The organism is Micromonospora arborensis (assembly GCF_003205615.1).
Taxonomy (GTDB): domain Bacteria; phylum Actinomycetota; class Actinomycetes; order Mycobacteriales; family Micromonosporaceae; genus Micromonospora; species Micromonospora arborensis.
The window spans coordinates 39020-58585 of record NZ_PYBV01000018.1 but is presented as its reverse complement, the minus strand read 5'-3'; the positions used below and the strand labels follow the sequence as shown (position 1 = coordinate 58585).

18 protein-coding genes are annotated in these 19566 nt (G+C 70.6%); 6 read left to right on the top strand and 12 right to left on the bottom strand.

Annotated features, from left to right (window positions below):
* Nucleotides 1–350 precede the first annotated feature (350 nt).
* Nucleotides 351–956 carry a hypothetical protein gene (locus tag C7C45_RS15510; protein ID WP_146247324.1) on the bottom strand — a complete coding sequence of 202 codons (606 nt, stop codon included), beginning with the start codon at nucleotides 954–956 and terminating at the stop codon, nucleotides 351–353.
* Nucleotides 957–1077: 121 nt separating this feature from the next.
* Nucleotides 1078–1206 (bottom strand): hypothetical protein, encoded by a 129-nt coding sequence (locus C7C45_RS35530; protein ID WP_280101377.1) that lies wholly within the window; start codon nucleotides 1204–1206, stop codon nucleotides 1078–1080.
* A 522-nt stretch (nucleotides 1207–1728) separates the two neighbouring features.
* Here C7C45_RS35530 and C7C45_RS15500 point away from each other — a divergent pair.
* Nucleotides 1729–2028, top strand: a complete 300-nt coding sequence (locus C7C45_RS15500) for a helix-turn-helix domain-containing protein (RefSeq protein ID WP_110564375.1) — start codon at nucleotides 1729–1731, stop codon at nucleotides 2026–2028.
* 10 nt (nucleotides 2029–2038) lie between these two features.
* On the opposite strand, the gene C7C45_RS15495 is transcribed toward C7C45_RS15500, so the two are convergent.
* Nucleotides 2039–5122 (bottom strand): DUF3427 domain-containing protein, encoded by a 3084-nt coding sequence (locus C7C45_RS15495; RefSeq protein ID WP_110564374.1) that lies wholly within the window; start codon nucleotides 5120–5122, stop codon nucleotides 2039–2041.
* A gap of 165 nt (nucleotides 5123–5287) precedes the next feature.
* A complete protein-coding gene (locus tag C7C45_RS15490) occupies nucleotides 5288–5806 on the bottom strand; it encodes a flavoprotein (RefSeq protein ID WP_110564373.1) in 519 nt (172 codons plus the stop codon).
* Nucleotides 5807–6581: 775 nt separating this feature from the next.
* Between C7C45_RS15490 and C7C45_RS15480 the strand changes: the two genes are divergently transcribed.
* On the top strand, nucleotides 6582–7487 hold the full coding sequence (locus C7C45_RS15480; RefSeq protein WP_110564372.1) for a hypothetical protein: 906 nt from the start codon (nucleotides 6582–6584) through the stop codon (nucleotides 7485–7487).
* An 85-nt stretch (nucleotides 7488–7572) separates the two neighbouring features.
* Here the strand turns inward: C7C45_RS15480 and C7C45_RS15475 are convergent, their stop codons facing one another.
* Complete coding sequence (locus C7C45_RS15475; protein WP_110564371.1) at nucleotides 7573–8355, bottom strand: hypothetical protein; 783 nt, start codon at nucleotides 8353–8355, stop codon at nucleotides 7573–7575.
* 178 nt (nucleotides 8356–8533) lie between these two features.
* Here C7C45_RS15475 and C7C45_RS15470 point away from each other — a divergent pair, with 178 nt between their 5' ends.
* Complete coding sequence (locus C7C45_RS15470; protein ID WP_110564370.1) at nucleotides 8534–9163, top strand: 8-oxoguanine DNA glycosylase OGG fold protein; 630 nt, start codon at nucleotides 8534–8536, stop codon at nucleotides 9161–9163.
* Between the two features lie 5 nt (nucleotides 9164–9168).
* On the opposite strand, the gene C7C45_RS15465 is transcribed toward C7C45_RS15470, so the two are convergent.
* Nucleotides 9169–9537 (bottom strand): DUF4180 domain-containing protein, encoded by a 369-nt coding sequence (locus C7C45_RS15465; RefSeq protein ID WP_110564369.1) that lies wholly within the window; start codon nucleotides 9535–9537, stop codon nucleotides 9169–9171.
* Complete coding sequence (locus C7C45_RS15460; protein ID WP_110564368.1) at nucleotides 9530–9982, bottom strand: helix-turn-helix domain-containing protein; 453 nt, start codon at nucleotides 9980–9982, stop codon at nucleotides 9530–9532. The genes C7C45_RS15465 and C7C45_RS15460 overlap by 8 nt, the downstream gene beginning before the upstream one ends.
* A gap of 116 nt (nucleotides 9983–10098) precedes the next feature.
* On the opposite strand from C7C45_RS15460, the gene C7C45_RS15455 reads away from it, so the two are divergent.
* A complete protein-coding gene (locus tag C7C45_RS15455) occupies nucleotides 10099–13452 on the top strand; it encodes an ATP-binding protein (RefSeq protein WP_110564447.1) in 3354 nt (1117 codons plus the stop codon).
* Nucleotides 13453–13884: 432 nt separating this feature from the next.
* Here the strand turns inward: C7C45_RS15455 and C7C45_RS15445 are convergent, their stop codons facing one another.
* Genes C7C45_RS15445 through C7C45_RS15435 form a run of 3 tightly spaced genes read right to left on the bottom strand, consistent with a single transcriptional unit; the run spans nucleotide 13885 to nucleotide 16356 of the window.
* Nucleotides 13885–14733 (bottom strand): ABC transporter permease, encoded by an 849-nt coding sequence (locus C7C45_RS15445; protein ID WP_110564367.1) that lies wholly within the window; start codon nucleotides 14731–14733, stop codon nucleotides 13885–13887.
* Nucleotides 14730–15743, bottom strand: coding sequence for an ATP-binding cassette domain-containing protein (locus C7C45_RS15440; RefSeq protein ID WP_110564366.1), 1014 nt, complete (start codon nucleotides 15741–15743; stop codon nucleotides 14730–14732). Before C7C45_RS15440 ends, C7C45_RS15445 begins: the two co-directional genes overlap by 4 nt.
* A 58-nt stretch (nucleotides 15744–15801) precedes the next feature.
* The gene (locus C7C45_RS15435; protein ID WP_110564365.1) at nucleotides 15802–16356 is read right to left on the bottom strand and encodes an NADPH-dependent FMN reductase; all 555 of its coding nucleotides are present in this window, start codon (nucleotides 16354–16356) and stop codon (nucleotides 15802–15804) included.
* Between the two features lie 131 nt (nucleotides 16357–16487).
* On the opposite strand from C7C45_RS15435, the gene C7C45_RS15430 reads away from it, so the two are divergent.
* Complete coding sequence (locus C7C45_RS15430; RefSeq protein ID WP_110564364.1) at nucleotides 16488–17003, top strand: GNAT family N-acetyltransferase; 516 nt, start codon at nucleotides 16488–16490, stop codon at nucleotides 17001–17003.
* Nucleotides 17004–17028: 25 nt separating this feature from the next.
* Here the strand turns inward: C7C45_RS15430 and C7C45_RS15425 are convergent, their stop codons facing one another.
* Nucleotides 17029–17781, bottom strand: a complete 753-nt coding sequence (locus C7C45_RS15425) for an SDR family oxidoreductase (protein ID WP_110564363.1) — start codon at nucleotides 17779–17781, stop codon at nucleotides 17029–17031.
* Between the two features lie 102 nt (nucleotides 17782–17883).
* On the opposite strand from C7C45_RS15425, the gene C7C45_RS15420 reads away from it, so the two are divergent.
* On the top strand, nucleotides 17884–18726 hold the full coding sequence (locus C7C45_RS15420; protein WP_110564362.1) for a helix-turn-helix transcriptional regulator: 843 nt from the start codon (nucleotides 17884–17886) through the stop codon (nucleotides 18724–18726).
* Nucleotides 18727–18801: 75 nt separating this feature from the next.
* Here the strand turns inward: C7C45_RS15420 and C7C45_RS15415 are convergent, their stop codons facing one another.
* The gene (locus C7C45_RS15415) at nucleotides 18802–19497 is read right to left on the bottom strand and encodes a hypothetical protein (protein ID WP_110564361.1); all 696 of its coding nucleotides are present in this window, start codon (nucleotides 19495–19497) and stop codon (nucleotides 18802–18804) included.
* Nucleotides 19498–19566: the final 69 nt, after the last annotated feature.

Sequence of the window (19566 nt, the reverse complement as noted above, 5' to 3'; positions counted from 1 at the left end):
CAGCAACATCACCGATGTTGCGGGTCAAGGTGGTCCGGACGCTGGTATCAACGTGAAGGCGGCCACGCAGAAGGTGCTCGACGAGCCATCCATCGATGCCTACCTGGCGTACCTGAACAACGGCCTGTACGCCGCACGTGAGCTCGAATGCGCGTCTCAGCCGACGGCGACTCCGACGTCAAGCCCACCAACACGACGCCCTCGTCAACGCCGCCGAGCAGTGGGCCGAACACTGCGAGGCGTACCCGCCGCGGGCCCCGTCGAGGTTCCCCACCAGGGGTCCGCTGTCCGGGCCGCTGAACCACCCACCAGGCTGATCCGCTGCTCCATGCCCTCAACCTAACGCGTGATCACCGACGCGTGGCCTCACGGTGAGGCTGCGAGTCCCACCAGCGAGACAGGTCCTCGTCCGGTGCCGTCGGGCTGCTGAAGTGGAACGGCACGCCGAGATGCTGAGCGACGGCTCGGCCCTGCTCGGTCGCCTGCACTGCCTCCGGCCAGAGAGGCACTTCGCCAGTGAACAGGCGCACATCGGTGCCGAAGGAAAGGCATGTCAACGACACCTCGTCGTACTCGTCGTGGTGCTGCCCCACCCGTTGCACGATCGCCACCAGGTCGACGAACCAGCCCTGAGTATCGCCGTTCCAAACCGCCTCCACAGCAACGACCGGTGCGGTTACGGCGACCGCCAGTTCGATCAGTTCTGCGGTCGTGAGCGGCGGCGCTTTCGGCGCGACAAGGCCCTGGCTGTCAAGCTCGCGGCGGCGCCTCATCAGCATGTCCTGCGCCTCGTAGAGCCCGGGCAACGGGTGCAGTTGCCCCTCTCGGCGCAACAGCACGACAGCCGCGACCAGCCGATCCACGCAGAGCAACTCATCGATCCGATCCTGTAGCTGCGGATCTAGGCCAACCCACCAAGCCTCTGAGTAAGGCACACGGACATTGTCGCGGTTCACGGCGGGACCTGCTTGGCCGGTTGCGGTGCCGCGATCGCCATCCGGTGGTCGTTGAGAATCGGTTGGAAGAAGCCTCACGCGCGAGCTTGAGCGGTGCTATGCGCTGATCATCCGAGCCGTGCTACTTGCTGCGCGAGCGCAGGATCAGGATGACGACGATGGCGACCACGACGAGGGCGAAGAAGCCGATCAGCACCGGTGTGGCGACAGGCGTCTTCGGGCCGCCGACCACGGCAAGGTTCTCCAGCATGTCGATCTCCGTCTAATGAGGAGGTTGCGGGTCCGAATTACTCCCTTCCCCGAAATGCCCAGCGCGCAACCCGCTCCGGTGCTGCCCGTGCTGACCGCTTGCTGCACTCGTGTCTTCCCAGTTCGGCGATCCGGCCGCTGCTTCACACTGTCGGCTTAAGCGGCAATTATGCGAGCGGCGGCGGGTAGGGCGTGACGTCTGGTCCACGAGCGCTCACTACGGGTTGGAGCTGAAGTTGTTTGGCGACATGCCCTCGAATGAAGTTCGTGGATAACCATCAGCCCATAGCATCGATGCTATGGGTTGGGGTAGCGTGGAGCTGGAACCAGAGGTCCGAACCTGGCTGGAGGGACTACGCGAGGCAGTGCGCGTGACGTACTGGATAGCCTCCGACCGGAGGATCATCCTGCTCACGGTGTTCCGCAAGACGCGGATGCGGGAGGACCGAGAAGTCGAGCGAGCTCGCCGCGCATTTGAACGGTGCGTAGCGGAGCGGCACATTGTGAACGAGGGGGCAGAGCGATGAGTGATCGCCTGGACTGGAACGACCTGCGTGAGCGCCGGATGGCGGAGCCAGGGGCGGCCGAAACCTACGAGGCCACCCGGATCGCCTTCGAGCTCGGTCGGGAGGTGCGCCACCTGCGTGAGGGGCACGGCTGGAGTCAGAGCCAGTTGGCGCGCGCCGCCGGCATGACTCAGTCCGCGGTTGCCCGTTTCGAGGCAGGTGGGACCGTGCCGACTCTGCCGGTTTTGGAACGCCTCGCTCGCGCCCTGGACAGGAGACTGGACGTCAGGTTCACGCCGAACGCCGACGCCGCCTGACCGGTTCAGGCTAGGCGGCGATCGTGCGGGCGGTGGCGTACACGTCGGCGGGTAGGGCGTGGCGGAGCTGCCAGAGAACCCGCATGGGTCGGTCGCCGGTGTGCGAGTCGTACGTCATGGTGCCGGCGTAGAGGTACGGCGGTGCGCCGAGGTCGCGGTCGGCGATCCGGGTCTCCCGCACGAAGAGGTGCACCGTCGAGCCGCCCGACGTGTAGCGCTGCCCAGTCGTCGATGCCGACGAGGTGGTGCTCTGCGACTCCCACTGGAACAGGGTGTCGGTGATGGCTCGGTCCGCGTACATGGTGGTGGGGGAGTAGTGCGCCTCCGACTTGACCAGCGTGACGAAGAACAGGTCCGCCTGGGCATCGGGCAGCCACTTCACCCCCTCACGCAGCGACCCCGGGTTGGTCATGCCGAAGGCGGCGCATGCCTCGTTGCGGCTGTACCGGGCGTGTACCCGCAACGGCACCGCACCCGGGGCAGCGGTCGGCGTGACCCGGTGGATGCGGTCCCGCAGCACCTCGGCGACCTGCCGCAGCTCGGTGCAGCGCGCCGGCTCCTTCCACAGCCGGGTCAGCCGCTCGTCGCGGGTCGCCAGGGGTGCGTTCGGCCCCCAGAGGCTGAAGTGCAGCATGTCCAGCAGTCGACCGTTGCCCGCGTACACCGGCTGACCTGGCGCGGGCGGTCCGGCCGCGACCCGGGTCAGCAGCTCCAGCCGGTCGACGTCGTCGGTGTGCAGCATGCGACCGATGGCCCGGCCCAGCTCGCGATCGTCCGGGCCGGGCGCGGACGTCTCGATGCCGGCGAGCCGCCGCAGGCCGGTCCAGCCGCCGATGCTGGCCGACCGGTACACGTCCTCGATCTCCAGGCCGGTCTCGCGCAGAAACGTCGCCAGGCTGACGTCGCCGAGCTGCCGTAGCTCGGACACCAGGCCGGTCTTCGAGGTGGGCAGCGCCGATCGCAGGTTGGCGAGCACGACCTCCTTCGCCACTCGGTCCAACTCGACGTGGCAGCCACTCGGCAGGCTCGGGAAGTCGTCGCGGACTGCCTCGGTGATCGCCCGCCGACTGACCCCGGTCAGCGCACGCCACCGCAGGTCGAAGCGGAAGTTGGCATTCTGCCCACCGATGAAGTCGAGCACCGTGAGGCAGGGTTTGTCGTCGTCGAGGCGCAGGCCACGGCCGAGCTGTTGCAGGAAGATCGTGGCGCTCTCGGTGGGCCGCAGCATCAGGATCGTGTCGACCATCGGCAGGTCGACGCCCTCGTTGAACAGGTCCACGGTGAAGAGCACCCGCAGCTTGCCGGCTTTGAAGTCCCGCAGCATCCCCGCTCGGTCGGTGCCGGCCTTCGAGGTCACTGCCGCCGACGGTACGCCGCGCGCACTGAACCAGGCGGCCATGAACTCGGCGTGCCCGATGCTCACGCAGAACCCGAGTGCCCGCATCCGCCCGACGTCCACCTTGTCGCGGACCGCCCGCAGCACCGTCCGCGCCCGGGCATCGTTGCCGGTGTAGATGGTGTTCAACTGCGTCGGGTCGTAGCCCTGCCCACGCTTCCAGGTGACGTGCGACAGGTCCACGTCGTCGTGCAGCCCGAAATACTGGAACGGCGCCAACAACTGCCGCTCCAACGCCTCCCACAGGTGCAGCTCAACGGCCGCGCGTCCGTCGAACCACCGGCGCACGTCGCCGCCGTCGGCCCGGTCGGGGGTCGCCGTCAGCCCCAGGAGTACGCGGGGACGCAGCCGCTCCAACAGCCGCGCGTACGTGGGCGCTTCGGCATGGTGGAACTCGTCCACGATCACCATGTCGTACGCCTCGGGGTCGATTTCCCGCCGGTGCAGCGACTGGATGGAGGCGAAGACGTGCTTCCAGCCGTTCGGCTTCTCGCCCGCGACGAGGGTTTCGCCGAAACTGCCGTCCCCCATGACCTGCCGGAACGTCGACAGGCTCTGCCGCAGGATCTGCTCCTGATGGGCGACGAAGAGCAGCGAATCCACCCTCTTGCTGCGGTGCAGCCGCCGGTAGTCGAGGGCGGCGACCACGGTCTTGCCGGTGCCGGTCGCCATCACCACGAGGTTGCGCCAGCGCCCGTGCACCAGCCGTTCGGCGTCCAGATCGGCCAGGATCTCCGCCTGATACGGGTACGGACGCACGTCCAGGTTCGAGATTTCGGTCGGCGTCTGGTCGCGGCTCTCCCCGCTCAACGCGTGCCGTAGCCGCTCGGCGTCCCGGGCCGCGTCGTACGCCTCGAACGCCGGATCGTTCCAGTAGTCCTCGAACGTCGCCGTGAACGTGTCGATGACGTGCGGCTGCTCCAGGTTCGAGATGCGGACGTTCCACTCCACGCCATCCACCAGCGCGGTCTTCGACAGGTTCGATGAGCCGACGTACGCGGTGGTGGTGCCGTTGGCCCGGCGGAACAGCCACGCCTTGGCGTGCAGGCGGGTGGTCCTCGTCTCGTACGACACCTTGACCTCTGCGCCCAGCTCGGCGAGCCGATCGAGCGCTCGTTGATCGGTGGCGCCGAGGTAGGTCGTGGTGATGACGCGGACCTTGCCGCCTCGGGCGATCAGCTCGCGGATGGCCGGCTCGACGATGCGCAGGCCGTACCACTTGATGAACGCGCAGAGCAGGTCGACGCTTTCGGCCGACGCCATCTCGTGGTTGACCTCGTGGCCGATGCGGGGCTGGTGACGGCCATTCACCAGCAGCGCGCCGGTGGAGAGCGGGGTGGTCGGGCGCTGCGGAAAGGCTGGCAGGGCCGGTGGGATTGGCGGGGCGGCGATGGCGTGGAGCAGGTGCTTGGCGTCGGTTACCTGGTCCTGCTCGGTCGCTGCCTTTGGACTTAGCGCGGCGATTGCTTCGGCGATCTGGTTCGCCATTTCGACCTGGCGGTGGAGCTTGTCGTCGCCACTGGAAACGGCTTGGAGGGCGCGGGCGGCCAGCGTGGCGATGTGACGGGCGAGGGTGTGGTGCGCGTCGGCGGAGTCGAGCTTGTGGTGCTGGACCAGAGCGGGGTCGACGCGCTGAAGGCGGGTGGCGAGATCACGGGTGATCAGGTGCTCGTAGACACCCCGCTCAAGATCCGTCATCCGGGAAAGGTAGCCGGCATCGTGTCGCTGCGGTGCCCCCCGCGCAACGCATGTGTCGGCTGTCGGATCTGCGACAGGGTGCGGGAGGCGGTACGCCTCAACCAGGCTGACGGCTGGTTCGCTGGCGCCGTTCTAATCGGCTAGGCAGCGGCGGCGGGAACTCGTTCAGGAGCGGTGAGCCGAACGCAGCGCCTCAATGACCACGTTCCACCGTCCCGGCCCGTTCGTAGGGTTCAGCGGGTTTCCGGCAGCCAGGACAACGCCGGCAGCGCGCAGCACCGCCAGATGATCCGTATACGCCGGATGCGCGGCCAGCTCTGCCTTGACGTGCGGGAACGCAAGGATCGGGAGGCCCGCGCCCAGCGATTCGTTGAGGACGCCGAGCGCCAGAGTGTCGTTGATGCCCAGCGCCCACTTCGTCACCGTGTTGAACGTGACCGGCGCGGCCAGGACCACATCGGCCGGCGGGTGCGGTTCGGGGTCGCCGGGCATCCGCCACTCGACGCGTACGAGATAGCCGGTCTTGTCTTGCAACGCCGCCCGGTCGAGCCATGGCGCGGCGGTCGGGCTGACGATCATGCACACCTGCCACCCGTCGGCGAGCAGCAGGTCGACCAGCTCGTCGATGTGCTCCGCCGGACCCGCGGCGCAGACGACCAGATACAGCACCGGGCGTTCCGTCATGCCCGCAGTCTGCCCGATACGACCGATGCCGAGTCGAGCGCATACCGATCACGGTATGTCCCTGGCGGCGACTGCCCCACCAGCCAGGCCAGGCCGTTCCGGTCTGCACACCGCGCCTGCCGGGGCACTGGCGCTGGCTCTCGCCGGCCAACGCCCCACGCGCCGACGGCACCGTCGAGCTGCACGTCCGCGCCGTACCCGCCGGCACCGTCTCCCACCGCCGGTCCATGAGGTACGCCCCGGCGAGCTGCTTTGGCTCGGCCCACCCGGCAACACCGGCTTCAGTCTCGACCCGGCGCGCACCGACGATCTGCTGCTCGTCGCGGGTGGCACCGGTCTGGCGCCGCTGCGCGCCCTCGTCGAACCATCGCACTCGACCACCACCAGCCCGGCCAGGACATCTACCCCTGCGGCCCACTCGCGATGCTGGCCGCCGCACGGCCAGGGTTGCTGGCTCTCGGCATTCCCGCCGCGTGCATTCACCTGCCCGCAGAGCGGCCGGGCGGTGGTTGAACGAATCCCAAGGCGGTCGCCCCTGATGGCTCGAAGAGCGATATACCTCTGGGTCATAACTATGACGCACAGGTATATCGCTCGTCGGGGCATGACCGGCCCGACGCGGCTCGCCCCGGCCACATGGTCCGTTACGCGACGTAGTCGGTTTGGGGATAATGCCTGGTCAGGTGACTACCTACCGTGAACCCGTCATCACGATTGGCCTTGGGGTCGGTGCCAACACACAGCCGCCGGCCAGGCCTCAGACGGGAGAAACACCATGCGTACCACGAAACAAGCCCGGCGGTTCGGCGCGCGAGCGTCCGTACTCGTGCTCGGTCTCGTCGCGGCCGGGGCGGTGATCGCCCCGGCGAGCCCGGCGTCCGCCGCGGTCCCCGGCCTGGTGCGGATCGCTGCGGTCAGCGTCAGCAACTCGGCCGACTTCCACAGCGCCACCGCGACCTGCCCAGCCGGCAAGGTCCTGACCGGCACGGGTTACGAACTGAACGGCGTCACCGGTGAGGGCATCGTCGACGATCTGCGCCCCAATGGCGGCCCGGCCGCCCCGCCGACGGCCGTCACGGTGGGCGCCTACGAGACGGAGGCGTTCGCGGGCAACTGGTCGGTGACGGCGTACGCGATCTGTGCCAACCCACTGCCCGGCCTGGTGCGGGTCTCCGCGGTCAGCGTCAGCGACTCGGCCGACTTCCACTCCGCCACCGCGACCTGCCCGGTCGGCAAGGTCCTGACCGGTACGGGTTACGAGCTCAACGGTGTCACCGGTGAGGGCGTCGTCGACGACTTCCGCCCCAACGGCGGTGTGGCCGCGGCACCGACCGCCGTCACCGTCGGTGCCTACGAGTCGGATGCCACTGCCCTGAGCTGGTCCGCGACCGCGTACGCGATCTGCGCCAACCCGCTGCCGGGTCTGGTGCGGGCGTCCACCACGGGCGCCAGTAACTCCCTCGACTTCCGCAGTGTCGTCGCAGGCTGCCCGGCCGGCAAGGTGCTGACCGGCGCCGGCTACGAGCTGAACGGTGTCACCGGTGAGGGCATCGTGGACGACTTCCGCCCCAACGGCGGTCCCGCGACCGCTCCGACCACCGTCGACACGGGTGCCTACGAGGAGGACGCCTTCGCCGGCAACTGGTCCGACACGGCATACGCCATCTGCGCTACGGCGTAACGCTGATGTGGCGTGGCCGTCCCGCTTCCGTGCTGGGCGGCCACACCGCTGGCCCATCGTGACCGTGCCCTGCCGATCGGGGCTGTCACCCGTTGGGTGTGCGGGACGTGGGCAGAATCAGTTCCGCCCTGGGCAACCGCTCGCGGTGCTCCACCGGGAGCCATTCGCCCTCGGGATCGAGCAGCTCGATGAGTTCGACGAGGGCGTTCTGCAGGAGCACCAGCCGCTCATTCCCCCGGCGGCCTCGTGCTTCTACGTCGTCCACCTCCGCGAGGAGGCGGGTGAACCAGGAGGCGAACCCCGGGTCGGTTTCGAGGCGGTGGCAGAAGGCCGCGTATCCCAGCACGTCCGTCACCGGGCCCTCGGACGACTCGACCCGGTGCAGCATGATCTCGCCGATGGCGCGCTGGTGCCCCCTGAACACGCGGAACGGTCCGGGCAGTCCGTCGGTGGCCAGGGAATGATGAATCCGCTGGATCGCGGTGAACAGCTCCTTGGTGCTCTTCACCGAGTCAAGGTCGAGGAAGCGCTGTTCCCGGCGGAGCACCTCCAGCCAGGCCAGGTGCTCGGCGAGGACGTACACAGTGTTGTGGCGGACATAGTGCTGGTTCTCGTTGTCGGCGGAATGCAGGTACGTGCGCAGGAAGTTTCGGCTGAGCACATTGTGCAGCCGATCTTGCAGCGAGTCAGCGGACGCCAGCAGTGGCACCCGGTAACGACGGAACAGGTCCTCCGCGACTTCCACCTTTTCTCGGTTGCGCGCCTCGACCTGCAGGCGGTGGGTGACGAGAGCGGTCCGGTAGGTCACCGCCACGCTGATCAGCGCCACAGCCGCGGACACCACCGCGATGACGATTTCTGGCCCCATGCCGAACAGCCTGCCTGTATTTGCGTTGGCTGATGCGGACGACTCGCCGACCGAGCAACGCCACGGACACGCCGGGACAGGTGAGCGGTCGATACCGCGATATGGCGTCAGCGGACGGCTGGCGGGACTGCCTCGGTCGTAGCGTCCGGACGGAGGACAGGTTCCGAGGGAGGCGATCATGACCGACGTTGTGGTGTTACCGGGTGAGCGGGCCGCGGTCACCGTGAACATCAGCCGGTGGCGAGCGGGGGTGCCGCCGGACGCCTGGCCCGACCCCCTGCCAGCGAGCGGCGAGATCTGGCGGCGCGACGTCTTCGCGGTGGCCGACGCGTACCGGGCCGGTTCCGTGAGCCCACGACAACTGCTGACGGCCGTGCTGGTCTGGGGTTACGGCCCCATCGGGTACGGCCCGTGGCGTGCCACAAAGTCGCTGGGCGCCGATCCGGACGGCAAACGCCTGGCGTACGCGCTGGAGGAGCTGACCGCGTCGGCACCCGACGAGGAGGTGCTGCGCACGGCGTACCAGCGTTTCCGCGACCCCGACCAGGCTCGCCTGCCGTGGTTGGGGCCGGGCCTGTTCACGAAGGTCCTCTACTTCGTCGGCTATCGGCGAGGCGTGGGCGGCGTGCAGCCCCTGATCCTCGACCGCGTCGTGGCCAGCCAACTCCCCGTCGAGGCCGGTGTCGGTCGGCGAAACGGGTGGTCACCCGAGGAGTGGCTGGCCTATCTGCGCTGGGCGGCCGAGCAGGCTCGGGTCCGGGGAGTAGAGCCGGACGCAGTGGAGATGGCGGTCGCCCACAACCGTTGAGCTGGCTACTGCGCGGCGCGGAGGCGAGCGTCGAGGGCGTCGAGGTCCGGGAGGAACCAGATGTGGCCGCCCTGGTTCGACTCCTGCACCAGGGCGCGCAACGCGGAACTCTCCGCGAGCTGCGCCGAGATGTCGCCGACGACGGCCAGCCGCAGCCGGTAGTTGACGAACTTCTGCATCACGTCGCCCGCGAAGCGGGTGCCCAGCGAGAAGAAGCGTTCGTCGAGTCGGTTGGCCGGCACGGCGACCACCTGGGCGCCGAGGAACGCCGCGCCGACCAGGTCCAGCGCGTCCTGCTCGGTGGCCACCGTCGGGCCCGCCGGGTCGCAGACCAGCACCTGCACCCCGGCGCGTTCCTGGATTTCGTCAGGCATCGTGGACCTCCCGGTCGAGCAGGCCGTTGTCGGCGTTGAGGACGGCGTCGAGCAGGTGCAGCAGCTCGGCGGTGGAGGCGGGATCACCCAGGATGATGATCTTCATGCGGTGGCGTTGCTCGTCGTACACGGTCTGCACCCGCAGCGGGTTGGCCTGGTCGTGGCTGGTGTTGGCGCTGGCGAGCATGAGCGTCCCGAGCCGGTCCGCGGCGGCCCGGTCGACGCCGTCGATCTGCACGATGCTCGACACCTCCGCCTGACCAATGACGGTGGTGGCGGCCGAGGCCTGGCCGGTGAGCGCGTCGAGATCGCTGCCGGCGATCCGATACTGCTTGCCGATCCGCACCGCCCTCAGCCGGCCGGAGCGGATGTAGCCGCGCACCGTTCGCACGTGCAGCCCGAGTCGATCGGCGACCTGCTCAACTGAGTACATGTCTTCCTTCATCGCTCCCTACTTTAGCCGGATCGGGAAGTTTGGGTAATGTTGAGGTCTGATGCGTGAGCAGGCACCCCGAACAATTCGCCCGCGGTGTCGGACGCTTCAAGTACCGTCTGGAAACCATGGACGCGCGGCGCGGCGACGCCATCATCGGGCGGGATCACCCCGCGGGTCTGCTGCGCGCTGAGCTCGACCGCGCCACCACCAGCCACGGCGGCCTGGTCCTGGTCACCGGCGAGCCGGGCATCGGCAAGACGACCCTCGTCACGTCGGCCGCCCGGGAGGCCCGGCAACGCGGCGCGCTGGTGCTCGGTGCCGCCTGCTGGGATTCCGACAGCGCCCCCGGCTACTGGCCGTGGGTGCAGGTGCTGCGCGGCCTGCGGCGCTCCGCCGACGACTGGGCGGTGGCGCGGCCGGACGCCGAGCCGGCCCTCGCGGCCCTGCTCGGCGAGACCGACGCCAGCAAGCAGCAGGCCGAGCGGCTCACCAGCTGGGTCGGCGTCGACACGGACACCGCCGACCAGGAGGCGTTCGCGCTGTATGACGCGGTGACCGCCGCGCTGGTCGCGGTCTCCCAGCAGCGGCCGGTCGTGGTCGTCCTCGACGACCTGCACTGGGCCGACCCGGCCTCACTGCGGTTGCTGAGCTTCGCCGCCCAGCACACCTGGTTCGAGCGGTTGCTGCTGGTCGGCACCTACCGCGACGCCGAGGTCGAGTCGGGCGAGCACCCGCTGCGCCCCCTGCTGATGCCGCTGGTCGCGAAGGCCACCACCATCACCCTCACCGGTCTCTCCCGCGACGAGGTGGCCGCGCTGATGGCACGCACCGCCGGGCGGGAACCCGACGCCGACCTCGTCGACGAGGTGCACCGGCGCACCGGGGGCAACCCGTTCTTCATCGAGCAGACCGCCCGGCTGTGGCACGCCGACGACGCGGCCGGCACGATCGCACCCGGCGTACGGGAAGCGGTGCGCCGCCGCCTGGCCCAGTTGCCGCCGGCCGTGGTCGAGGCGCTCACCGTCGCGGCCGTGCTGGGCCGCGAGTTCCACCGCCAGGTCCTGGCGGCCTGCGGCGCCGCCCCGGTGGCGCAGGTCGACCGGCTGCTCGACCGTGCGGTGACCGCCCGACTGGTGGTCGCCCGGGGCGGCGGCCGGTTCGCCTTCGCCCACGACCTGGTCCGGGAGACCCTCTACGACGGGCTGTCCCACGACGAGCGGCAGGCGCGGCACGGCGCGGTCGTCCGGGCGGTCGACGACCTGCGGGAGCTCACCGATCAGCTGATCCCGGCCGACCTCGCCCGCCACGCCTACCTCGCCGGCCCCGCACTCGACCGCGCGCGGGTTGCCACGCTGCTGGTCGCCGCCGGGCGGGACGCGTTCGTCCGGCTGGCCGCCGACGAGGCGTCGGTGCACTTCCGTCGGGCGCTGGAGGTCGTCGAGGACCCGGAGCAACGCGTGCGGATCCTCGTCGAGTTCGGCGAGGGGCAATATCACCACGCCGGCCGGGAGGAGTCCGCCGCACTGTTCGCCGAGGCCGGGGCGTTGGCTCGCACACTCGACGACCCGGTGTTGCTGGCCCGCGTAGCCCTGATCGTGAACCGCGCCCGTCAGGTGGAGACCGCTCACTCGATCGACGCGGCTGAGCTGGTGCGCGACGCGTACCGGAAACTGATCGGCGAACCGGACGCCGCCGCGTCGGTCGGCGCGCTGGTCGCCGACCTGATCACCGTCACCGAGACGATCGCCCGTCGAGGGCAGGACGACGAGGCGCTGACGTTCAGCCTCTGGGCCCGCCACGACACCACCTGGGGGTTGGGCACCGCGGCGGCCCGCGCCGCGCTGACCGCCGAGATCCGGGAGGTGGCCCGCCGCACGGGAGACCGGGAGACCGAGCTGTGGGCCACCTCGCTGCGCTGGGTGGCGCTACTGGAGTTGGGCGACCCGCACTTCAACGAGGAGTTCGCCACCTTCGTCAACGCGGACCGGCACGGCGACATCACCCGGCACGGCATGGCGGCGGCCATCGACAGCGGGATCATCGCGGCTTTCCGGGGTGACTTCGCCGAGGCCGACGAGCGGTTCGTCGTCCTCGGCGACCTCTCCGACCCGGGCCATGCCGAGTTCGGGTTCATGGGCCATCACCTGCGCTGGTCCCGGTTGCTGCTGCAGGGTCGGTTCGCCGAGGCCGACACCCTGCTCGACGAGCTGACCCCGGTCGACTATCCCTATCAGGAGTTGCTGCGGGCGATCACCGCCGCGGAGCGGGGCGACGGCGAGACGGCGGTCCGGCTGACCGCCGGCATCGAGGCCGCCGCCATCCGCTACCCGCGTCCGGTGTCGCCGATCTGGCTACGGTTACGCGCGCAGGCAGCCGCCGCGTCCGCCGACCCGCAGCTCTGCGATGCCGCACGGGCCGCACTCGCTCCGCACCGGGGAGAGTGGATGGTGGCGCTCTTCGGCTGCGACGTCAGCGGCCCGGTCGACCACTGGCTGGCACTGATCGACGCCGCCCAGCAACGCTGGGACGACGCCATCGCCGGCTTCACGGCCGCCCGTGCGTCCGCCGACCGGCTGGGCGCCCGTACCTGGTCGCTCATCGCCCGCGCCGGCCTCGTGAACGCCCTCGCCGGCCGGGGCCAGCCGGGCGACGCCGCGACACTGGCTGCGCTGCGTGCCACGACCGTCCAGCAGGCAGCGGCCCTCGGTATGACGCAGGTGCTGCACCGGCTCGCCGAACCGGCCCCCACCGACGCGGTCGAGCCGACCACCACCGCACGCCAGGCCGTCGCGCCAGGCCAGGGCGTCGCGCGGGCCGCAGCCGCCGGGCCGGGCCAGCTCGCCGCGCCGGGTCCGAGCGTCGGGCCGGACAACGCCGCGCCGGGCCAGGTTTTCGCGTCCGGTCCGGCCACGCTGGTCGCGCCAGCCAGTGAGGGGTACGAGTTTCGGCGTGACGGGCCGGTCTGGCAACTGACGTACGCCGGTGTCGTGGTGCACCTGCCCGACGCCAAGGGTCTGCACGACCTGCACCTGCTGCTGAGCCGGCCGGGCAGCGACGTGCCCGCCGTGGAGTTGCTCGACCCGGCTGCCGGACCGGAGCTGGTCGCCGCCCGGCGGATGGGTGCCGACCCGGTCCTCGACGACGAGGCGAAGGCCCGCTACCGGCGGCACCTGGGCCGCCTCGACGAGGAGATCGACCGGGCCGCCGCCCGCGACGACGACCGGAAGGTGGCCGCGTTGGACGCCGAGCGGGGTGCGTTGCTGGAGGAGCTACGTGCGGCCGCGGGGCTGGCCGGTCGAAGCCGCCGCCTGGGCGACGAGGCCGAGCGGGCCCGCAAGACGGTGACCGCGCGGATCCGGGACACGCTGCGCAAGCTCGACGGGCGGCACCCGGCGCTCGCCAGCCACCTACGCGAATCCGTCTCGACCGGCACCACCTGCCGCTATCAACCCCGCACCCCTCCACCCTGGCGCCTCTAACCCCGCCCCCACGCCCCGCCCCCGCGCCCCGCTCACCCCAGCACGCGCTTGCCCACGCACCCGTGCCCGCGCGCCTCGCGCCGTGCCTCGCCCCGCGCGCCTCGCGCCGTGCCTCGCCCCGCGCGCCCCGCGCCGTGCCTCGCCCCGCGCGCCCCGCGCCGTGCCTCGCCCCGCGCGCCCCGCGCCGTGCCTCGCCCCGCGCGCCCCGCGCCGTGCCTCGCCCCGCGCGCCCCGCGCCGTGCCTCGCCCCGCGCCGTGCCTCGCCCCGCGCGCCTCGCCCCGCGATCTTGTACTTTCGGCACTCGATATACGCGGATCGCGACGTTTGTCGGGACAGAAAGTGCAAGATCGCGGGGAGGGGCGGGGCGGGGGCTGGGCTGGGCGGGGCGGGGGGGGGGGGGGGGGGGGGGGGGGGGGCGGCTGGTTGCGGGGTCAGCGGCGGTTGTACCTGTACATGGTCAGGGTGCCGAAGACGACCAGGAAGCCGGCGCTCCAGACCAGCAGCCACATGGTGGCCGACGGGTCCGAATCGCCGCTCATCGCCCCACGGATCGCCGCGACCAGTTGCGTCACCGGGTTGACCTTCACGAACGCCTGGAGCCAGCCGGGCATGGTGCTCGGGTCGACGAAGACGTTGCTCAGGAACGTCAGCGGGAACAGCACCATCATGCTGACCCCCATCACCGACTTCTCGCTGCGCAGGATCAGCCCGAAGAACGTCCACACCCAGGAGAACGCGAACGAGAAGACCACCAGCAGCCCGATTCCGGCGGCGACGCCGAGCACCCCGCCAGCGGGTCGGAACCCGAGCGCCAGCCCCAGGCCCAGGATCACCAGGGCGGCGAGGATGTAGCGCAGCACGTCGCCGAAGATCATGCCGACCAGGGCTGCGGGGCGCCAGACGGGCAGCGTACGGAACCGGTCGAAGATGCCCTTCTCGATGTCGGTGTTGAGGCCGACACCGGTGTACATGGTGATCATCACGACGCTGGTCACCATGATTCCGGGCAGGAAGAACTGCAGGTATTCACGGGGGCTGCCGGCGAGGGCACCGCCGAACAGGTACGTGAACATCAGCACCATGATGATCGGGAACGCGGTCACGTCGAAGAGCTGCTCCGGCACGTGCTTGATCTTCAGCATGGCTCGCCAGCCGAAGGTGAGCGACGCGCCCAGCGCGCTCGGTCGAGGCGGTCGGGCACTGGGTGCGAGCACGGTCGCCAGCGCCTCGGCGGACGGGACGTAGACGGACGGCGCCCGTTCGGTCGTGACGTTGCTCATCGCGCTGCCTCCAGCTTGTCGTCGCGCTCGTCGGCCGGCACGGCGGGGTGGTCGGTCAGAGCCAGGAAGACCTCGTCCAGGCTCGGCTGACCGAGGGAGAAGTCGTCGACGACGATGCCGGCGCGGGCCAGGTCGCCGAGCGCGCGGGCGGCCTGGGCGCTGGCGTCGAGGTCGGTGCCGGCCTCGCCGACCCGGGCGGTCAACGCCACCGGGTCGGCGGCGAGCTGCACCGGCACGTCGAGCGCCTCCCGGAGCACCTTCTCCGCCTCGGGCCGCTGCCCGGGGTCGCGGAGTCGCAGGTGGACCGTGCCGGAGCCGACCGACGACTTCAGCTCGCCCGGGGTGCCCTCCGCGATCACCCGGCCGTGGTCGACGACCGCGATCCGCCCGGCGAGCTGGTCGGCCTCGTCGAGGTACTGCGTCGTCAGCAGCACCGTCGTGCCGTGCGACACCACCGCCCGGACGATCTCCCACACCTGGTTACGGCTGCGCGGGTCGAGGCCGGTCGTCGGCTCGTCGAGGAAGAGCAGGTCGGGTGTGTTGAGGATGCTCGCGGCGATGTCGATGCGCCGCCGCATCCCACCCGAATACTTCTTCACCTGGCGGTCGCTCGCCTCGGTCAGACCGAACGCGGCGAGCAGGGCTGCCGCGCGCTCCCGGGCGGCCGGCTTGCGCAGGCCGAGCAGACGGGCGAGGAGCACCAGGTTCTCCGTGCCGGTCAGGTCCTCGTCGACGGAGGCGTACTGGCCGGTGAGGCTGACCCGGGAACGGACCTTGTCGGCATCGGTGACCACGTCGTGCCCGAAGACCCGTGCCGAGCCGCCGTCGGGGCGCAGCAACGTCGCGAGCACCCGGACGGCGGTGGTCTTGCCCGCCCCGTTCGGGCCGAGCAGACCGTAGACAGTGCCGGCGGGCACCTGCAGGTCGATCCCGGCCAGCGCCTGGGTCTCCCCGAACGAACGGGTGAGCCCCTCGGCCTCGATGGCCAGGCCGGTGGTGCGTCTACTCATGATTCGTACCTTTCATTCTTGACGTGTGCAGAAGGCGATGTGTGCAGATGACGACGGGTCAGGAGACGTAGGGCCGGGCCACCCGGCCGTCGCGTAGGGCCAGACCCCACCAGCGGAGCTGGTCGAGCAGGACGGCGGCGTCGCGGCGCAGCTCGTCGGTGCACTGCGGTGTCGGCTCTCCGGCGAGCAGGTCGATCCCGACGACGTCGCGCACCGTCATCGCGTGCAGCGCGGTGAAGACCGTGCGCAGTTGGTCGACCGCGTGCCGGCCGGTGGACCGGCAGCCGTACGACACGAAGCCGACCGGTTTGGCCTGCCACTCGTCGTACCCATAGTCGATGGCCTGTTTCAAGGGTGCCGGGAAGCTGTGGTTGTACTCCGGGGTGACCACGACGAACGCCTCCGCCCGACCCACCTCGCGGACGAACGCCCGGATGGACGCGGTCGGCTCGGCGGGGTAACTGGCCGGAAAGTCGTACTCGCTCAGGTCAACGACCGTCACGGCCAGGTCGTCGTGCGGCGTGGCCTGGTCGACGAACCAGCGGGCGACCCGATCGCCGGCCCGCCCCTCCCGGGTGCTGCCGATGATCACGGCGATCCGTAACGGTGTCATCGCCACCCCCTCTCATCCTGCAGGCGCGAGGTGGCGGCCGGCGTCCGCTAGATCCGATCTAGCGGGCGGCGTTTCGGGAGCGCGATGTCGGTGGGGTCGGCTTGACTGGGGCCGACGAACAGGGGAGTGGAATGGCTCAGGTACGCATCGAACCGTGGCACGAGGACGACCTCGACCTGCTGCGGGAGCTCAACTCACCGGACACGCGCAAGCACACCGGCGGTCCGGAGACCGACGCGCAGGTGGTTGCCCGGCACGACCGGTACGTGCACTTCGCCGACACCGGGCAGGGCTGCATGTTCACGCTGGTGCTGCCGGACGGCGCACGGGCGGGCAGCGTCGGCTACTGGGCCCGCGAGTGGCGCGAGCAACCGGTGTACGAGATGGGCTGGGCGGTGCTGCCCGCGTACCGGGGGCAGGGGCTGGCCACCGCCGCGGTGCGCGCGGTCGTCGACGTGGCCCGCGCGCGGCGGACCCACCGCCACGCCCACGCCTACCCTTCGGTCGACAACGCCGCCTCGAACGCGGTCTGCCGCAAGGCCGGCTTCACGCTGCTCGGTGAGACCGGTTTCGAGTACCCGCCGGGGCAGATGATGCGTGCCAACGACTGGCAGCTCGACCTGACCGCCCCGCCGACCCAGGGTTGAGGTCGACGGGGCGGCTGCTGGCAGGTCACCAGGGCAGCACGCCGTACCCGCCGCCGGCGTCCATCTGGAAGCCCCAGAGCAACCCGCTCGGCCCGTCGGCCGGCAGCGTCGCCAGGTGCACGCTGACTTCGGCACCCTGCTCGGCGGTGCGGAAGCCGTTGTGGCTGTTGAGGTCGGTGGCGCAGTAGCCGGGGTTCGCCGCGTTCACCTTGATCGGGGTGTCCCGCAACTCCTTCGCGTACATCGCGGTGAGCATGTTCAGCGCCGTCTTCGACGACGGATACGGCACGGAGGTCAGCTCGAACAACGCGCCGTCCGGGTCGGTCATCACCGCGATCGAGCCGACCTCGCTGGAGACGTTGACGATCCGGGCCGCCGGTGCCCGGAGCAGCAGCGGCAGCAGCGCGTTGGTCACCGTCGCCACCCCGAACACGTTCGTCTCGAACACCCGGCGCAGTGTCGCCACGGTCGTCTCGCTGGGCAGCGCCCGCGTGCCGTCGGCGAGGATGATGCCGGCGTTGTTGACCAGCACGTCCAGCCGGCCGTACTCCGACTCCACCAGCTTCGCGGCGGCAGCCACCGACTCGGCGTCGGTCACGTCCAGCGGCACGAACCGGGCGTCCGCGCCGCCGTCGCGCAACTTTTGTTCCGCTGCCCGGCCCCGATCGGCGTCCCGCGCGCCGACCAGCACGGTCATTCCGAGCCCGCCGAGCTGTCGGGCGGTGGCGAAGCCGATTCCCTTGTTGGCCCCGGTGATCAGGGCGGTCGTGTTCGTCATACCGTCGAGCCTGTCGCGGTGGATGTCGTCTGAGGAGAGCCGGGCCGAAGCTGGGACCAGCGGTACCACCCTCGCGGACCCGGGCCGAGGCATGCTGGGGGCATGACGAGCAGCGGCCTGCGGCGTGACGAACTGGCGGCGTTCCTGCGTACCCGCCGCGCCCGGTTGCGGCCCGCCGAGGTCGGGCTCCCGGAGGGGGTACGCCGGCGCACCCCCGGCCTGCGCCGACAGGAGGTCGCCCAGCTCGCCGGAATGTCGATCGACTACTACATCCGGCTGGAGCAGGGCCGTGGGCCGCACCCGTCCCGGCAGGTGCTCGCCGCGATGGCGCGGGCGCTGCTGCTGAGCCGGGACGAGCGCGAGTACCTGTTCCGGATCGCCGGGGAGAATCCGCCACTGGCCGGCGGGCCGAGTCGGGAGGTGAACCCCGGCCTGCGGCACCTGCTCGACGCGATGACCGAAACTCCGGCGTACCTCGTCGACGCCGCGTACCACGTGTTGGCCTGGAACCACCTGGCCACGTACTTCGTGGGGGATCTCGGGGCCGTGCCGGACGCGGACCGCAACATGATCCGTTGGACGTTTCGGCAGCCGGCGACCAGCGGCCACTGGGACGACGCCGAGGTACTCCGATTCGTGCGCAGCACAGTGGCGGACCTGCGGGCCGCCTACGGCCGCTACCCGACCGACCCGGCGATCCGGGAACTGGTCACCGAGCTGCTCGGCACCTCGCCCCGATTCGCGCGGCTCTGGGCCGAGCACGAGGTCGGGGAACGGCGCCCCGTCGTGAAGCGGGTGCCGCACCCCGACCTGGGGCCGTTGGAGTTCGAGTGCCGTGTGCTGCTGGTGCCGGAGACCGACCAGCGGATGATCGTCTACGTCCCCGAACCCGGCTCACCGACCCAGGCGGCGTTCCGCCGGATCGCCGAGCGCGTCGGGTCCTGACCGGCAGCCGACCAGCCCGTCGCCGTGGTCGGACCGCCGGTGGAGCGAAATGTTCCGCTCCCGCCCCGGCGACGCTCAGGCGACCTTCTCCAGGGCGGCCACCGCGAGCGGGGCGATCTTCGCGATCAGCGCGGTGCCGGCCGCGAGGTCGCCGTTGGTCATCGAGGTGTCCACCTCCATGACGAAGTTGCCACGCACCAGGACGAGCGTGCACTGGTGCAGGATCGACTTCCCACTCAGCCGCTCGCAGAAGGTGATCACGTCCGGGCCGTTCGGCACTGGCGGGGGCGACGGCCGCAGGATGGTCGAGGTGCGCCCGTCGTCGGGCACCTCGTACTGCTTGCACGTCGCGAGGACGGACCGCAGCTCGTCGGCGAGCTTGCGGCCGGGCACCTTCAGGTAGCCGACCACGTACTGCCGGATCCACACGCTCTCGCCGTCCCAGATTCGCTCCCGGTAGGCGGTGCGCTTGACGTCCGACGGCAGGCTGGACCTGCACAACGAGATCAGCTTCCACGCCGTGGTGTTCTCGTCGGTGTACTGCGCCGTCTCCGGGTGGATCTCCGCACTCAGGTTCAGCATCGCCCCGGTGACCCGGTTGCGGACGTCGGTGGTGGAGGTCGGCGCCGGGCGTGGCTTCGGCGGGGTCGGCGAGGCCGAAACCGCCGGCGCGGACCAGCGGGGGGCCTCGGCGGCCTGGCTCGGTGTGCAGGCCGCTGGCGCGAGCAGGAGCAACGACAGGAAAACCAGGGTGGTACGGCGGAGCGACATTGCCGGGGGATGGTCCTCTCACGCGAAACGGGGGCCCGGGACGGGCCCCCGTTCACTGAGCGTCACCGC

What these genes read in the sequence shown, in the direction of transcription:
- C7C45_RS35530 (WP_280101377.1), bottom strand. Translation starts at nt 1,206, where the DNA reads ATGCTGGAGAACCTTGCCGTGGTCGGCGGCCCGAAGACGCCTGTCGCC.
- C7C45_RS15500 (WP_110564375.1), top strand. Translation starts at nt 1,729, where the DNA reads ATGAGTGATCGCCTGGACTGGAACGACCTGCGTGAGCGCCGGATGGCG.
- C7C45_RS15495 (WP_110564374.1), bottom strand. Translation starts at nt 5,122, where the DNA reads ATGACGGATCTTGAGCGGGGTGTCTACGAGCACCTGATCACCCGTGAT.
- C7C45_RS15490 (WP_110564373.1), bottom strand. Translation starts at nt 5,806, where the DNA reads ATGACGGAACGCCCGGTGCTGTATCTGGTCGTCTGCGCCGCGGGTCCG.
- C7C45_RS15480 (WP_110564372.1), top strand. Translation starts at nt 6,582, where the DNA reads ATGCGTACCACGAAACAAGCCCGGCGGTTCGGCGCGCGAGCGTCCGTA.
- C7C45_RS15475 (WP_110564371.1), bottom strand. Translation starts at nt 8,355, where the DNA reads ATGGGGCCAGAAATCGTCATCGCGGTGGTGTCCGCGGCTGTGGCGCTG.
- C7C45_RS15470 (WP_110564370.1), top strand. Translation starts at nt 8,534, where the DNA reads ATGACCGACGTTGTGGTGTTACCGGGTGAGCGGGCCGCGGTCACCGTG.
- C7C45_RS15465 (WP_110564369.1), bottom strand. Translation starts at nt 9,537, where the DNA reads ATGCCTGACGAAATCCAGGAACGCGCCGGGGTGCAGGTGCTGGTCTGC.
- C7C45_RS15460 (WP_110564368.1), bottom strand. Translation starts at nt 9,982, where the DNA reads ATGAAGGAAGACATGTACTCAGTTGAGCAGGTCGCCGATCGACTCGGG.
- C7C45_RS15455 (WP_110564447.1), top strand. Translation starts at nt 10,099, where the DNA reads ATGGACGCGCGGCGCGGCGACGCCATCATCGGGCGGGATCACCCCGCG.
- C7C45_RS15445 (WP_110564367.1), bottom strand. Translation starts at nt 14,733, where the DNA reads ATGAGCAACGTCACGACCGAACGGGCGCCGTCCGTCTACGTCCCGTCC.
- C7C45_RS15440 (WP_110564366.1), bottom strand. Translation starts at nt 15,743, where the DNA reads ATGAGTAGACGCACCACCGGCCTGGCCATCGAGGCCGAGGGGCTCACC.
- C7C45_RS15435 (WP_110564365.1), bottom strand. Translation starts at nt 16,356, where the DNA reads ATGACACCGTTACGGATCGCCGTGATCATCGGCAGCACCCGGGAGGGG.
- C7C45_RS15430 (WP_110564364.1), top strand. Translation starts at nt 16,488, where the DNA reads ATGGCTCAGGTACGCATCGAACCGTGGCACGAGGACGACCTCGACCTG.
- C7C45_RS15425 (WP_110564363.1), bottom strand. Translation starts at nt 17,781, where the DNA reads ATGACGAACACGACCGCCCTGATCACCGGGGCCAACAAGGGAATCGGC.
- C7C45_RS15420 (WP_110564362.1), top strand. Translation starts at nt 17,884, where the DNA reads ATGACGAGCAGCGGCCTGCGGCGTGACGAACTGGCGGCGTTCCTGCGT.
- C7C45_RS15415 (WP_110564361.1), bottom strand. Translation starts at nt 19,497, where the DNA reads ATGTCGCTCCGCCGTACCACCCTGGTTTTCCTGTCGTTGCTCCTGCTC.